Annotated in this window: 13 protein-coding genes; all 13 read left to right on the forward strand. The window is 64.0% G+C overall.

The genetic code is table 11. The annotated features are described in order from the left end of the window. The first annotated feature begins 26 nt into the window (after nucleotides 1–26). The 13 genes from PQI07_RS22505 to PQI07_RS22565 all read left to right on the forward strand — a co-directional run bounded on the left by PQI07_RS22505 (nucleotide 27) and on the right by PQI07_RS22565 (nucleotide 12,962). Nucleotides 27–1,004 carry a phage major capsid protein gene (locus PQI07_RS22505; RefSeq protein ID WP_274927427.1) on the forward strand — a complete coding sequence of 326 codons (978 nt, stop codon included), beginning with the start codon at nucleotides 27–29 and terminating at the stop codon, nucleotides 1,002–1,004. Nucleotides 1,005–1,071: 67 nt separating this feature from the next. Then, nucleotides 1,072–1,419, forward strand: coding sequence for a hypothetical protein (locus tag PQI07_RS22510; RefSeq protein ID WP_274927428.1), 348 nt, complete (start codon nucleotides 1,072–1,074; stop codon nucleotides 1,417–1,419). After that, complete coding sequence (locus tag PQI07_RS22515; RefSeq protein WP_274927429.1) at nucleotides 1,416–2,336, forward strand: hypothetical protein; 921 nt, start codon at nucleotides 1,416–1,418, stop codon at nucleotides 2,334–2,336. Before PQI07_RS22510 ends, PQI07_RS22515 begins: the two co-directional genes overlap by 4 nt. Further along, nucleotides 2,333–3,118: a hypothetical protein gene (locus PQI07_RS22520; protein ID WP_274927430.1), complete on the forward strand. Its 786-nt coding sequence runs from the start codon at nucleotides 2,333–2,335 to the stop codon at nucleotides 3,116–3,118. The genes PQI07_RS22515 and PQI07_RS22520 overlap by 4 nt, the downstream gene beginning before the upstream one ends. 11 nt (nucleotides 3,119–3,129) lie before the next feature. Then, complete coding sequence (locus PQI07_RS22525; protein WP_274927431.1) at nucleotides 3,130–3,879, forward strand: lysozyme family protein; 750 nt, start codon at nucleotides 3,130–3,132, stop codon at nucleotides 3,877–3,879. A gap of 1 nt (nucleotide 3,880) precedes the next feature. Continuing rightward, nucleotides 3,881–4,420, forward strand: coding sequence for a 3TM-type holin (locus PQI07_RS22530; protein WP_274927432.1), 540 nt, complete (start codon nucleotides 3,881–3,883; stop codon nucleotides 4,418–4,420). A 27-nt stretch (nucleotides 4,421–4,447) separates the two neighbouring features. Then, nucleotides 4,448–4,945 (forward strand): hypothetical protein, encoded by a 498-nt coding sequence (locus tag PQI07_RS22535; RefSeq protein ID WP_274927433.1) that lies wholly within the window; start codon nucleotides 4,448–4,450, stop codon nucleotides 4,943–4,945. Between the two features lies 1 nt (nucleotide 4,946). Then, nucleotides 4,947–5,747 (forward strand): hypothetical protein, encoded by an 801-nt coding sequence (locus PQI07_RS22540; protein WP_274927434.1) that lies wholly within the window; start codon nucleotides 4,947–4,949, stop codon nucleotides 5,745–5,747. A 38-nt stretch (nucleotides 5,748–5,785) separates the two neighbouring features. Next, a complete protein-coding gene (locus PQI07_RS22545; protein ID WP_274927435.1) occupies nucleotides 5,786–7,510 on the forward strand; it encodes a hypothetical protein in 1,725 nt (574 codons plus the stop codon). Then, complete coding sequence (locus PQI07_RS22550) at nucleotides 7,510–8,445, forward strand: hypothetical protein (protein ID WP_274927436.1); 936 nt, start codon at nucleotides 7,510–7,512, stop codon at nucleotides 8,443–8,445. Before PQI07_RS22545 ends, PQI07_RS22550 begins: the two co-directional genes overlap by 1 nt. Then, a complete protein-coding gene (locus tag PQI07_RS22555) occupies nucleotides 8,442–8,933 on the forward strand; it encodes a GNAT family protein (RefSeq protein WP_274927437.1) in 492 nt (163 codons plus the stop codon). The genes PQI07_RS22550 and PQI07_RS22555 overlap by 4 nt, the downstream gene beginning before the upstream one ends. Then, nucleotides 8,902–10,044, forward strand: a complete 1,143-nt coding sequence (locus PQI07_RS22560; protein WP_274927438.1) for a hypothetical protein — start codon at nucleotides 8,902–8,904, stop codon at nucleotides 10,042–10,044. The genes PQI07_RS22555 and PQI07_RS22560 overlap by 32 nt, the downstream gene beginning before the upstream one ends. 5 nt (nucleotides 10,045–10,049) lie before the next feature. Then, the gene (locus PQI07_RS22565) at nucleotides 10,050–12,962 is read left to right on the forward strand and encodes a hypothetical protein (RefSeq protein WP_274927439.1); all 2,913 of its coding nucleotides are present in this window, start codon (nucleotides 10,050–10,052) and stop codon (nucleotides 12,960–12,962) included. Nucleotides 12,963–12,967: the final 5 nt, after the last annotated feature.

Below are 12,967 nucleotides of genomic sequence, written 5' to 3' on the forward strand. Positions count from 1 at the left end.
AACCCCGGCACCTCTGAGAGGGCATCATGGCGTACCCGGTTTCCAACACCCCCTACGGCCTCAACGCTGTCTCCCCGAACCCGCCCTATTCCGGTACGTTCATCCCGGAGATCTGGTCGGCGAAGCTCCTGGAGAAGTTCTACGCCTCGACCGTGCTCGCTGCGATCAGCAACACGGACTACGAGGGCGAGATCACCGGGGCCGGCGACAAGCTGATCATCCGCACCCGGCCGACCCTGACCATCAAGAACTACTCGGCCGACCAGCCGCTGGAGTTCGAGCGTCCGTCCGCTCCGACCGTCAGCCTGCTCATCGACAAGGGTAAATACTTCGCCGCCATCCTCGATGACGTGATGAAGAAGCAGATGGACATCGATGTCATCGGCATGTGGACGGATGACGCGTCCCAGCAGATGAAGCTTACCATCGACCGTGACATGCTGCTCTACCTGCTTGGTCAGGCGAACGTGAACAACCGCGGTGCCGTGGCTGGCGCGATTTCGCATTCGCTGAACCTCGGAGCGACCGGTGCTCCGGTGAACCTCGCCGCGCGCAACCCCGGCGTTGGCGAAGTGGACGTGATCGAGTACATCTGCCGCCTCGGGCAGGTGCTGGACGAGCAGAACATCCCGGAGGAGGGCCGCTGGATCGTAGCGCCGTCGTGGTTCGGTTCCTACATCAAGCAGTCCGATCTGCGGAACGCCGGTCTGTCGGGCGACAGCGTGTCCACGCTGCGCAACGGCAAGCTCGGGATGATCGACCGGTTCACGATCTACATCTCGAACCTGCTGCCCACGAGCGCCACGGCCGCCGGTCAGCTCGCGGCCGGTGAGTTCCCGGTGTTCGCTGGCCACCGCCACGCCACCACGTTCGCCTCGCAAATCACCGAGATGGAGACCATCCGCTCGGAAAGCACGTTCGGTGACATCATCCGTGGGCTCAACGTCTACGGGTTCAAGGTGCTGGATGGGACGTGCCTCGTGCAGGGCGTCGTCACCCAGTAACTGTTCCGCGGAACAGTTGGGCCACCACCCTTCGGGGTGGTGGCCCTCGTGCGTAGGGGAGGGTGCCATGGCTCTCGATATAACCGCCGACTACATCCGCCTCGCCAGGATCAACCTCAACGACGGGCTCGCGCCTTTTCGATACGACGATGCCACGATGCTGGAGGGGCTTCAGCAGGGCGTCGATGACATGCGCCGCCTGCGGCCGGATCTGTTCATAGACGACCCTGACGGTCTGGATACCGTGATCGGACCGGGCATCGACCTCCAGGTGATCGACCGCCAGTACCGCTCGGCCCTGCTCGACTACCTCGTCGCGTACTGCGAGCTGACCGACGATGAGGCTGCCAACGCCTCCCGCTCGACTGCCTTCCGCAACCTGTTTGCCGCGAAGCTCACCGGGGGTAGCGTATGAGCGCGCTGACCGACAACACTTATCGTCTGCTGCGCGCCCAGGTTACGGGTGCCACCGACCGCATCGTGAAGCTCGCACTGTTCGAGACCGTGAGCGAGGTGTGCCGGCTGTCGCTGAACACGGACCCGCCGACCGACCCACTGTCGGACTTCACGGACTGGCTCACCGACGACCAGTGGCTAAAGAACCATACCCTGGTGATCGCCGGGACACTCGCGCGCCTCTACGCGATGTCGAAGCGTCCCTGGTCCGATCTCGACCTCGCCAGGGTCAACAAGGACCAGTACGATACCCTGTTGGCCTACGCCCGCGCGGACGCCGCAGAGGCGCCCAGCATCGATCCCAGCGCCCGACTGCTCGGATCGATCCGCTCGCGCCTGCCAGGGGCTAAGGACAGTCAGACGCGGCTCGCCCTGTTCGACGTGCTTCAGGATGCGTGTCAGCGCGGTCGCATCTGGACAGAAGTCGTGCCGTTCCGCCTCCAGCCTGGGAAGCAGGTTTTCCCGGTGTCCCAGCCGGGGGCACGGGTCGTGATGATGCTCAATGCCCAGCACGCCGGCATCGAGCGGCAGGCAATCGACTACTCGAATGAGAAGGTCGCGATCAGTGTCGATATCTCGGCGCTCGACCCGGCCGATTTTCTGTACCTGACGATGGCGCTCGCACCGTCGCTTGATGTCGATCTCGAAAATCCTGCACTGTGGATGCCGGGCGACATATTCGCCAGCAAATACACCTTGCTTCTACATGGCGTGCTCGGTGTCATGATGTTGCAAACCGCGAAACCCTATAGTAATACCTCACTTGGTCAGTACCACACACAGATCTACAGCAGAGAACTCAATGCTGCTCCGCTGACGGATCGTGATGGAGGGCTGCCGACCCGGCAACGTTGGCGATTTCCGAGGTTCGCATGAGCGCAGGTATCGGTTATCGCCAGCGGGCGATTGACAGCGCAGCGGCGCTGACCCCCGGCTACATTGTCGAATACTCTCGGTTGGTCGATCTGGGGATGGTGTTCAAGTGGGACGCCTCGGGCCCCAAGACGGGCTTAGGCAACTTCCAGAACGCGCTCCCCGAGTTCACATACCTGGCTCTCGATGAGCAGCCGGTGCGCCTCTACATCAAGCGTACCCGGCCCGGTGTGCAGCCGCCGATCTGGGATCCCGGTCCGGCGATGCCGGACTTCACGTTGCAGCAGCTCCTGGACAGCGAGGGGGCCGCGGCGCAGTCCGCACAGACGGCCATCACGAAGGCCGCTGCCGCCAATGCGTCGGCCCTCTCGGCGACCGGCTCGGCAATTGCGGCGTCAATGTCCCAGACGGCCGCCCGTGGTTCAGCGACCGAAGCCGCCTTGTCTGCTGCCACAGCGGTTGCGCTGGTCGGCGTGCAGCTCCCGCTTCCCATCCCGCTCGCGCTCAAGTCGCTGCTGGCTGCCACCATGGGGATGCTCCCGACCTCGCCGCCGGATGGCGCCGGTCAGCCCTGGCTCGACAATGGCGTGCTTGTGTTCACCCCGAGCACGCCCGCCGACAACGCGGCGGCCATCGCGGCGGCGAATGCCGTGAACCAGAACCAGCTCAACCCGGCCCAGGTCGCCGTCCTGCTCCAAGGCATGGCGGCCTCGCTCCCAACTGACCTGCCCGATGGTGCGGGACAGCCTTGGCTCAACAACGGCGTGCTCGCCTTCACATCATAACGGTGGAACCGATGGACCGCACTATCCCGCCTGCGGCTGCGCTGATGTTGAACGACATCGCCAGTTACGAGGCACCGAAGGGCTACGATACCGTCTACGCCAACAAGATGGCGCAGATGCCCAAACCGCTGACCAGCATGACGCTCGATGCGGTGATAGCGGATGGCCCGCGCCGCACGAAGCTGTTCGGCTCATCTGCATGTGGGCGCTACCAGTTCATGACCGCGACGCTCCAGGATCTTCGCAAGACCCTGGTCCTGATGGGCACCGACCTGTTCACGCCCGACCTTCAGGACCGGCTGGCGTTGCAGCTCCTGAAGCGCCGGGGCTACGACAAGTTCATGGCCGGGAAGATGACGCTGACCGCGTTCGGCCTCGCCATCGCCCAGGAGTGGGCGTCGTTCCCAGTCCTGGCTCCGTGCAAGGGTGCCAGCCGCCAGATCGTCCGCGGGCAGAGCTACTATGCCGGCGACGGCCTCAACAAGGCCCTGGTGAAGCCCGAGGCCGTGGAGGCGATGCTGCGCAACGCATTCGCCACCAACAGCCTCGATGTGGCGCTCGGCAACGTGGCTGTGAACACCCCCAACCCGGCGCCAATCGTGATCGGGCCCAAGCTGGATTTGCCCCCCACGCCGGCTGCCCCGACGCCAAGCCCGCCTACAACATCTCCCGGCGTCGCCGTCGTGGACACTCGCAACATTTTCCAGCGGATCGCAGATCGGCTTCGTACCGCGTTCCCCATCACCCAGAAGGACGCCTGACATGGCCAGCGGAGCCGGTAATTTCATCGGGAGCATCATCGGGGGTGCTGTGACCGGGGGCATCGGCCCGGCCATCAGTGCGGCCATGCCGTCTATCGCCGACACGGCCAAGATCCTCGTGGATCGCCTCGTACCCGATCCGAACGCCAAGGCCGAGGCACAGGCCCAGGTAGAGCAGGCGCTCGCAGCGCGTGAAGTGGCTGTGATCAACGCCACCATGGAAGTCGCCAAGGCACAGACCCAGGTCAACCTCGCGGAGGCCACCGGCAACGACCGGTTCTCGGCGCGCTGGCGGCCCTCGGTCGGCTGGATCTGCGCAGCCGGGTTCGGCTACCAGTTCGTGCTGGCACCGATCCTGACCTGGGCCACCAACCTCGCCGGGGTGATGATCGGCGCTGCGATCCCGCCGGCGCCCGTGCTGAAGGTCGAGGATCTGATGGTGGTGCTCACCGGCATCCTGGGCCTCGGTATCCAGCGTACCGTCGAGCGTGTCCAGGGCGTGCCCGGCGCGCTTCCCGGCGTGGCTCAGCCCGCCAAATAATGTTCCCCGGAACAAGAAAGGCATACCGTGGAGACCGCGCAGGTATGGCTGACCATCGTCACGTCGCTGTTCGGGCTTTCCGGCACGCTGATTGGTGTCGTCTCGTGGATCTACAAGCGCGGTGAGACCGACGCTGCATCAACAAAATCACTTGCCGGCATCAAAGCAGATGTCGGCAAGCTGGAGAAGATGCTCAAGGAGGCCAAGGACGAGCGGCACGATCAGTTCAAGGAACTGGAAAGCAAACTCGAAAAGCGCATCCTCGATGTCGATCAGCGCTTCCGAGAAGTTGATCAGAAGATAGCCGCGCTTCAAGGTGCGATAAACCTGCTCCGTGACCAGCGTGGCGAGGATCGTCAATACCTCCTCGAGAACTATATGAAGGTAGACGACATCGATAAGATCGAAGTTCGTGTCCTTCAGAACCAGAAAACCATCCTTGATGCGGTCTCTAAACTGGAGGGCAAGTTGGACCGCGTGCTCGAAGGTGGTAATACGAAGTTGATACCACACAGGAGTTCTTGACATGAAGTCCATCGACGGTCTGCATGACCACGAACACGCTCACCTCTCCAAGAAGATGCGCGACAAGCTCGCGGCCGAGCGCCATGCCGGCCAGAAGGCTGTCGGCATGGCTGAGGAGCAGCAGGTGTACAATGCCAAGGCCCAGGAGCGGGCCCGTGAGGCTGCCCGCCTGGAAGCCGAGGAGCTGGCTGCTGCTCGCGCCCAGGCCCGCCAGGAGACCGCTGAGAAAGCCCAGGAGCAGCAGGCGATCAATGCAAAGGCGAACTTGGAAAAGGAGATCCAGGACGCCCACGAGGACACCCACGGCCGTCACGCCCCGGCGCACCCGGCCGTCGTCAGCATGGCCGCGGATCTCGTGCGGCAGCGTACCGAGCAGGCCAAGGCCGCCGGCCTTACCCCGGCGAGTGGCATCGCCGGCACCCCCGAAGGTTCCGCGGAACAAGCCGAGGCGGCCCAGGTGAACGCCGAGAAGGAGGTGCGGGATCGCGCCGAGGCCGACAACTATGCGGCGGCCGGCGTCTATCAGGGTCACACCGAGGATGCGGCCGTGGCCACGCACGACGAGTGGGGCAATCCCATCGGCGACGGTGAGGCCAACGAGGGCGGCGAGAATGCCGAGGCGGCCACGGGCGGGGAGTTCGGTGTCGAGCGTCAGGCCGAGAACGGTCAGGCCGCGCATGTGGACGAGCCGACCGCGGCCGACCTGATGGCCGGCGTCGGTGAGCCCGAGCAGCCCAAGCGCCGCCGTGGTCGCCCGCCGGCCGCGCAGCGTGCAGTCGGCGATGGCCCCTCGTCCGAGTAAGTTGTTCCCGGAACAACTCTACTAGAAGGAACACGACGTTGGTCGGCCTCCTTTTGAAAGACTTCACTGGCGGGCTTCCTATTCAGGATGTCCGCCAGTTGCCTGATAACGCTGCTGCGTTGTCGATCAACCAGCGCCTGGGCAGCGGTGCGCTCGAACCGATCCGCCAACCGCGTGTGATCCGCGCGCTCAATGCCGCGACACGCTACGTCTATCGCATCGTTCTGGATGACGCGGATGCTGCCGACATCACCAAGGGGGTCTGGTGGCAGCACTCTGACCCGAACACCGACGTGGTGCGCGGGCCGACCGTCAACGACGCGTTCAAGCGGTACTACGCATGCAGCCCCGCATTCGGGCTTCAGCTCACGACGCGCGACGACATCATCGCCGGAAACGCCCCACTGAAGGTGGGTGTCGGCCGCCCGACCGGTACACCGACGCTTACCGTCGATAGCACGAACGCCGCGCGTGATCCGCAGCAGGACACGAACTATGACGGCGTGATCGATGACAACGACGACAAGGGCGATTTCTCCAGCCCCATCGAGACCCGTGCCTACCTCGTGACGTTCATCAACATCTACGGCGAGGAGAGCGGCCCCAGCCCCACGACCGAGGGCACGGGCCCGACCGACGCCAAGTGGACGCTCTCTAACATCCCACAACCTGACGGCGACCCGTCGCGAGCGACGATCATCAATATCCGGGTCTACCGGACCAGCACCGCGGCCTCCGGCTCGACGGTGTTCAACTTCGTCACGGATCTGCCGGTCGGCACGGGCTCCTATGTGGACACCGTGCCCAACACCATCGTTTCGGGCACCACCATCCTGGCGACCACGAACAGTGATGTGCCGCCCGACGACATGCAGGGCATCGCCCTGATGCCCAACGGCATCATGGTCGGGTTCAAAGACAACAACCTGTATTTCAGCGACAACTTTCAGCCCTGGAGCTGGCCTGCCGACTACACGCTGACGGTGCCGCACGACATCATCGGGCTGGCTGTCATCGGCAATACCTGTGTGGTCTGTACCACGAGCAACCCGTCCGCCCTGACTGGTAGCACTGGGGCCACCATGGCGCTCAGCTCCAGCGACAGCCCCATGCCGTGCTATGCCAAGCAGAGCATCGTCGTGGCGCCGGAGGGCGTCTACTGGGCAACCACGGACGGGCTGGCGATGTACTCGCTCTCTGGTGGCGCAAAGCTCGTCACCAATGAGATCATCGGCCGCTACAAGTGGGCCACAGACTATCCGCCTGCGCGCATCGCGGCGACGTTTGCGTATGGTGGTTATATCGGGATCGTCTACCGGCCGAGCGAGGGCAGAGTGTCGGGCTTCGGCATCGCGAGCGGCTGCGTGATTGGATACGACGACGTGGCCGATGCGCTGAAGGTTGGGGTCGATCACCTCTCGGGTAAGCCGTGGATCATCAAAGGCAGCACCCTATACGAGTGGATGCCCTCGGATACGCAGTACAAGACGCTGACGTGGCGGTCGAAGCAGTTCCAGACGCCTGTGCCGATCAATATGGGCGTCGTGCAGGCGTACTTCGACACGGCCTATGCGGCAAACGTTCATGTCAAGATCATGGGTGAAGACGGGGCGCTGCGGTTCGAGGGCGACCTGACCGACCGCAAGATCAGGCGCATGCCGAGTTCTACGAAAGACGGCATCCACCAAATCGAGATTTCATGTGCAACCATGCTGCACCGCCTGACTGTCGCCCAGACGGTCGATGATCTGAAGCGAAACTGATGGCCGACAAGAAATTCACTTTCCCGACTATCCCGGAGCCGACTGCCGATCCTGCGGCGCTGCTCCAGACACTTCAGGCCATGCGGCAGGTCGTGCAGACCCTGACGGGGCAGCGCAATACGAACACCCCGAGCGTAGTGGATCAGCTCGCCGAAGCGAACACGAAGCTCAACCGGATCCAAGAGCAGTTCACGGTCGATGGGCAATCCACCGCGCGCATCATTGATGAGGTGCAGGCGAAAGCCAACGGCATCACGGCAGGCGGCAAGCTGAAGTTCATCGCGACTGCCGGGCCCGAAGGGTACTATGCCTCCTACAAGCTCGTGCTCACGGCTGGCAATGCCACATCGGGGTTTGAAGTCCTCGCCAAGAGGAATCCAGATGGATCTAGCACGTCGGTTATCAATTTTACCGCGGAGAAGTTTCAGCTCTACGACCCGACGTTGAACAATGGGCAGGCCAAGGGTCCGACCCAGGTGTTCAGCTATTTCCAGGGCGTGTTCCGGTTCAATGTGCCAGTCGAAGTCCTGGGCGATCAGCTAGAGGTCGCAGGCGTCACCAACAGTGTACTGGTCACGAATGATCAGGCGAACGCCCAGCAACTGGAAGCACAGATCACGACACGCAAGTTTGCGCAGATGGATATTTATGCCCAGTTCGATGGGCAACCCGATAAAGGCTATCCGGTTTCGGCAGGCACGAAGTTACTTAGCCTTGAGCGAACGAACCCTGATGGCTCAGTGACGCTGCTTCGTAACACACGTGTGCAGTTCTTTACTGTTCGAACCTCAGATGATGCGCAGATCTACTTCTCCCTAACACACATTATGTATCGTGACACACCCACCCCCGGCCTCAACACATATCGTGTCAAGATGATCAATGGTGAGGCACAAGGGCCTTTGATCCTTAATGTGATCGAGCGCCACCGATGACCCTGGACCGCATTCACATTGGCGATGAGCATGCGCTCAACGCCGGTCGGCGGATCATGGCCCTGGCCGGCGGTGCCGTGTTCAACCCCGAGGGGGAGAGCTGCATCGCACGCTTCGTGGACGGGTCGTTTGTTGGTGGTGTGGTCTACTCGAATGCCACACAGTCGTCGTTGCAGATGCACGTCGCAGGCGTGCGCCGCGGGTGGCTCAACCGCGACCTCCTATGGGTGGCTTTCGACTTCCCGTTCAACCAGCTCGGCTTGCGCAAGGTGTTCACCTCGATCCGAGCATCCAACACTGAAGCCTTGCGCTTCAACGCCAGTCTCGGTTTCAAGGACGAAGCTGTACTGACTGATGTTTATCCTGAAGGTGACATGGTAATACGGTCGATGTATAAGGCCGATTGCCGTTTCCTCAACATTGTCGCCCGAACAATACGAAGCCGCGGAGTTAATCATGGGCAAACAGAAGGCACCTGCGGCTCCTAACTACGCGCCGATCATCGCTGCGCAGTCTCAGGCAGCGATGAACTCGCAGAACATGGCGAACGAGCGGTATGCCTGGGCCCAGAACCAGTATGCTGCCGACCGTGCGAACACCGACAAGGTGGTCAAAGCGGCGCTCGATACGCAGGGCACGCTGAGCAACAACGCGGCGGCCGACCGGGCGCGCTATGACACGACCTATGTCCCGGCAGAGGATCAGTTCCTCCAGACCGCTCAGAGCTACGCCGATCCGGCGAAGGTCAACGACCGGGCGGCAGCGGCTGCCGGCGATGTCAGCCAGCAGTTCGACGTGGCTCGCGCCAACGCCCAGCGGCAGCTTGAAGCCTATGGTATCGACCCGACCCAGACCCGTGCCCAGGCGCTGGATCTGAGCACCCGCACCCAGGAGGCCGCAGCCCGCGCCAGCGCCATGAACACCTCGCGCCGGCAGGACGTGCTCACGGGCCAGCAGATGCTGGGGCAGGCCATCGGGCAGGGGCAGCAGACGGCGGCACGCGGGCTTCAGGAGCAGGGCCTGGCTCTCCAGGCGGGGCAGTCCGCGGTGAGCAACGATCTCGCCACCACGGCCTCCGGTGCCAACACCATGGGCACCGCGCCGCAGTACACGCAGATCGCCAACTCCTCGCTGGCGGGTGCTGCGAGCACGACGAACGCCGCCTACCAGAACAAGCTGGACGAGTACAAAGCCAATCAAGCGTCCAGCTCGGGGCTCGGCTCGCTGCTCGGCACCGTGGCGGGCTATGGCCTGAAGTCCTACGACAGCGGCGGCAGGATTGGCACCGCCATCGCCGGGCTGTTCGAGGACGGCGGTGCAGTGCCGACCGACGACGAGATGCACGCCGGCATTCGCGTGACCCGCGAGATGTCGCCCTCCGGCGGCGCGCAGACCGACGACGTGCCGGCCCGCCTCAACGCGGGCGAGTTCGTCCTGCCGGCCGATACCGTGCGCTGGGTCGGCGAGAAGCATCTCCAGCAGCTCATCGCCAAGTCCGGCGAGGAGCGGCAGAAGGCCGGTGCCAAGCCGCGCGTCCAGGCACTCCCCATTCAGCGCCCGCAGGTCAACACGACCGGCGCTCTTGATGTGATGAGGTAATCGACATGGGCATGGGTCAGGAGCTGAAGGATTTCGTCTCGGGCTTCAGCTCGGGCTACAAGCTTGCGACGCCGAGCGAGTGGGAGGCCAAGGCCGCCGCCGATGAGAAGCTGCGCCAGCAGGCAGCAGCGGAGGGCGACAAGGCAGAGGCTGCCATCGCCGGCCGCGGCAACGTGAAGCCCTACCTCTACAAGGGGGGCGACGAGGCGTCGGATGGTGCCAAGTCGTCGAGAAGCGGCTTCGGCAAGCTCCCGACCTTCGCCACGGACATGGGTGAGATGGCCCCCTATGCCGCTTCTCTTGGCAAGGTGGAGAGCGGCCACAACTACAACGCCAAAGGCCCCGTGATCCAGAAAGGGTCGTACAAGGGCGACCGCGCCTATGGCTTTTATCAGGTCATGGGCAAGAATATCCCGGAGTGGACCGAGAAGTACGTCGGCCGCCGGATGACGCCGGATGAGTTTCTGAAAGATCCGGTTGCACAGGACACGGTGTTCAAGGGCGAGTTCAGCAAACAGATCAAGAAGTACGGCAACCCGGCCGACGCCGCGTCCGTGTGGCACTCAGGCCGTCCGCTGGCGACCGCCACCGCACTCGGGCTCAGCGATGGGCACATGAAGACATCCGACTACGCCAAGGCGGTCGTAGGCGGCGCAGGCGGTCGTGTGGCCTCGGCTCCGGCTGCTCCGGCTGCTCCGCATGCGACCGGGGCCGTGACGGGTCGCATGCGGACAGCATCGAACGACGGAACCGACGATGCGGAGACACCGCAGGCCGCGCTCCCGATGCCGTCCTACAACACAGGCATCGGGAGCATGATGGCCGCCCCGCAGATGACCCAGGCGTTCGCCGATGGCGGTGCCGTGCTGCCGGTCATGCAGATGCCGCCCGACGATGGTCCGGCCGCGTCAGCGATCCCGTCCCGTCAAGCTTCCGACCCGACCCAAGATGTTCCGCGGAACACTTCCGATAGCGAGCCGGACTACCACCGCTTGCCGGGGCTGCACGAAGCCCTGGATGCTGGCATGTCGTCCATCGCCAGGACGTTCGGGCTGGACGGGCAGAGCAGCGCCCTGCCGGACGCCCGCAGCGACCGTGCAGCCCAGGTGCAGCGCTACCACGCCAACGAGGGCGCTGCGACGCCGGAGGACATCCGGCAGATCGACCAGACCATCGATCCCGACAACCGCCTCGCGTCGGACGCCAAGGCCATCGCGCGCCTCAAGGCGGGCTACGATTTCTTCCTGAAGCGTGGCGAGCCCGACAAAGCCAAGAAGTATTCCGAGAGCATCCTGCTCTACACCCGGCAGGCGGTTCAGTACGCGGGTGCCCAGGCCGAACAGAAGCTGCGTGCCGGCGATGTCCAGGGCGCGGTGAAGGACATCACGACTGCGCACAACCAGATCCCGGATGGGTCATCCATGTACGTGGACAAGATCGGGCCGAACGGCACGGTCGATTACCGCATCGTGGATGAGGACGGCGACCTGACGGAGCGTGGGCAGGCTACGACGAACCAACTCCTATACCTCGCCACCGGCATGAAGAACGGCAGCGAGTGGCTTCAGCAGATGCAGAACGCTCGCGCGGGCTCGATGACGGCTGCTCAGAAGCTCGCCGAGAAGCGCAGGGCCCAGGACGAGAAGCAGTACGGCGCGTATCTCGATGCGGGCGGCGGCAACCAGGATGTGGTGTCGAAGCTCTCACCCGAGGCCCAGGACGCCCTCAAGAAGATGTCGCCGGCCGTGCGGGCTCGCGCCATCCAGGAGCTGGTGCAGCGGGACGCGCAGACGCGCGCCCAGACAAGTCAGGAGCGCGCCCAGGCAAAGGACGAGAGCCGGCAGGCGTACTACCAGCGCCGCGAACAGGCGCAGGACAAGAAGGGCCAGGATCAGCAGGAGTACGCCGGTCACGCCGCCGCGGTGGAGAACGCCCGCGACGCCCTGGCCGAGCAGATGCAGGCCGATCCCGACGATACGCCCAAGGTCCAGGCGGCGCAGAAGGCGCTCAATGACGCCATCAGGGCGGGCCGTGACTGGGCGGCGGGCGACACCGGCCGGGCCGCCTACGTGCCGCAGCTTGAACGGATCGCGCGTCCGGCCGGGCGCGGGGCAGGGGGCCGTGCGGGTGGTGGCACCGAGGATGAGCGTAAGGCCGCCGGCCTCGACCAGCAGTTCGTGAAGTTCCAGCGTGCCGTGGATCGCGAGCAAGACCCGGAGAAGAAGGCTCAACTCCAGGCTCAGCTCCCGCATCAGCGGGCGTCCATCGAGTTCCAGAAGCGCGACACGGGGTTCAGCGACGACATCGGCACCAAGGTCGATCAGGTCGTCCCGAGCATCCTGGGCGTGAAGGAAGGGGCGACGCTCAGCGATGCCCAGGAGACGGACGCTGCCGACTACGGCACGGCCGTCACTGGCATCCTCCGGGGCGACAACGCGCTCACTGCGAAGCGTGCGGCCGACATCGCCAAGCTGGCGGTGAAGACCGGCAAGATCGAGGTGCTGGACAACGGTGCCTACAGCATCAACGGGTCCGATCCGGTCTACATGCCGCCACAGGCCATCGCGGCGCTCGCTCGACTGCGCCAGCGCAACAAGCCGCCGGCCCCCGCCACCTCGACGGCACCCAACCCGATGAAGCCGGACGCGGAGAGCGAGTACACGCCGAACGAGCTGGACGATCTCCGCGCGTCGGCCGACCGTCGTCAGGTTCGGCAGAACGCGGCACCGGCTCGGCGGTCGCGGGACAAGGCGGCTGAATATCAGAGGCTGAAAGAAGAGATGGGCGACACTATGTATGCCCGTGTGCAAAAGCAGTACAACAAGACCGACGACACTGTACCTCTTGCCATGATGCGCAAGATAGTGAGAGAACAGGGTCGCGGCGCTGCTTTCGGGCGCGATGTGAATATTCCGTAGGATTG

The organism is Methylobacterium sp. 092160098-2 (assembly GCF_028920805.1).
Classification (GTDB): Bacteria; Pseudomonadota; Alphaproteobacteria; order Rhizobiales; family Beijerinckiaceae; genus Methylobacterium; species Methylobacterium fujisawaense.